Below are 1,662 nucleotides of genomic sequence, written 5' to 3'. Positions count from 1 at the left end.
AACTAGTGGCGTTGAACTTTGCCACCTCGGTGACCAGCTTCGGCGCGTCCTTCTTGCTGACGGATTTCATGTGGATGCGTGAGCTGCCCCTCGGACGCAGCGCGTCCATCTGCTTACGCAGGGGCGTGACATCGCCGACGGCGACGGTGACGGCGCAGAGTAGGTAGCCGTCGCGCTTGGACTCATCGATGAATGCGTGCACAGGCAGGCATCTTGTCAGCGTGGGGTGCAAAGTGAGTCCGGGCGCCGAACCGGGTAGTCGCTGCGGCATCACAGGGCGCCACTGGTCCAGCGGATTTCGGCCATACGCCCATAGATTCGGCTATCGTGCGGATCCGCGTCATCGGAAGCTGACTTCCGCCAACTCGGTGAGTTGTTCGAGGTCGAGGCGGTAGGCATCGAGGCTGTGTCCTCGCTCTGCTGTGCGAGCGTCGATGATCGGCCTGTAGGTGGCCAGCAGGAGCCGGTAGAAGGGTAAGCACCGGTGATGTGAGTTCCCGTTGTCGCCGATTTCCTCCAAGCGGGGACCGATTTCCGCCCATCTTTCCCCGCGGACCAGATACCGCACGTACGACAACAGTCGACCCTCGAGTTCGTCGGCGAGGTCGAATCCTCGGAACCGCAGCCGGTTGATGCGCTGTTCTCCGAGCGTGGCGCGATCGGCTGGACTGAGTTCCTCGATGCTTGTGCTGAGGATGCGGAACATGTCGAGCAGGTCCCAGACCAGGCCGCACTCGGTGCGGGTGAGTTCTGGTTCTACCGCTGCGAATACGTCACCGTACTCGGCGGTGTACCCCTCTTCGAGGATTTCGCTTCGTCGCGTGTAGTAGTCGGCGTCGTCCGAAACGAGGGCGGCCAGGATCCTTTCCTGGTTCGCGAGCAGTAGCCGTTCGGTCATCGTCATCGAGGTCGGCACAGCCACGGAAACGTCGTCCGTGCGTCGGTTGATCAAGTCATCGGGCACGGAACGGGAGCCTACCGACCCGTACCGACGCTTTCGAGCAGGAAAACGCGCTCAGCTGGGGTTTCGACGTTGATGGTGCGCTAATGGCAATTAGCAACACCAATCCCGCACAAACCATGCGTGACAAGGGGCCGCGTCAACTTATCGTGCGGTTTCGCTTCGCAGGTGTAGGTTCTACGAGCCAGTATCGGTTTCCGTATTCGTGTCGGTGAACCTTCTCATCTCGGCGTTTCCCCAGTTCAGAGGTAGAGGCGCAGTGAGATGGGGGCGGAATGTCTGTGGACTTCGACAAGCTCGCAAGCATCCCTTCCTGGCATGAGCTTGGAACCGCGCAGGTCCAGAGCTGCACTTGCACTACTGACGACTTCAGCGCGAACCTCCATCGTCGACTCTCCCGTCCAGGAGTGTTTCTGGGGATCGGCTGTGGCCTTCAACTCAGTTGTTCGTGCAAGTTCGGAAGGCCCAACTGGTTGTTCGCCAGATCAATCGAGAAGCAAGGATTTGATCAAATAGTGTCGGTAGCGGGTTCTCGCCCGGGCCTCATTCCGCGATCCTGGCAGCTGAAGTGTCAGTTTTCAGAAATGATTCATTACAGGAAGAGATGAACCCCGCCATCCCGTCGCAGGGGGGTAGAAATTTGATCAAATGTTGGTAGTCTCGGCACATCCTCGCTGTCATCATCGAGCTGAACTCTCGTT

Annotated in this window: 1 protein-coding gene and 1 pseudogene; both read right to left on the bottom strand. The window is 59.1% G+C overall.

The features are described 5' to 3' along the window. A pseudogene (locus NV2_RS30470) lies at positions 1–202 on the bottom strand (hypothetical protein); the annotation flags it as partial. Positions 203–340: 138 nt separating this feature from the next. Continuing rightward, positions 341–964 (bottom strand): YfbU family protein, encoded by a 624-nt coding sequence (locus NV2_RS30465; RefSeq protein WP_067882404.1) that lies wholly within the window; start codon positions 962–964, stop codon positions 341–343. Positions 965–1,662: the final 698 nt, after the last annotated feature.

This window comes from Nocardia vermiculata NBRC 100427, assembly GCF_001613265.1.
Taxonomy (GTDB): Bacteria; Actinomycetota; Actinomycetes; order Mycobacteriales; family Mycobacteriaceae; genus Nocardia; species Nocardia vermiculata.
This window is presented reverse-complemented; position numbering and strand designations above follow the sequence as displayed.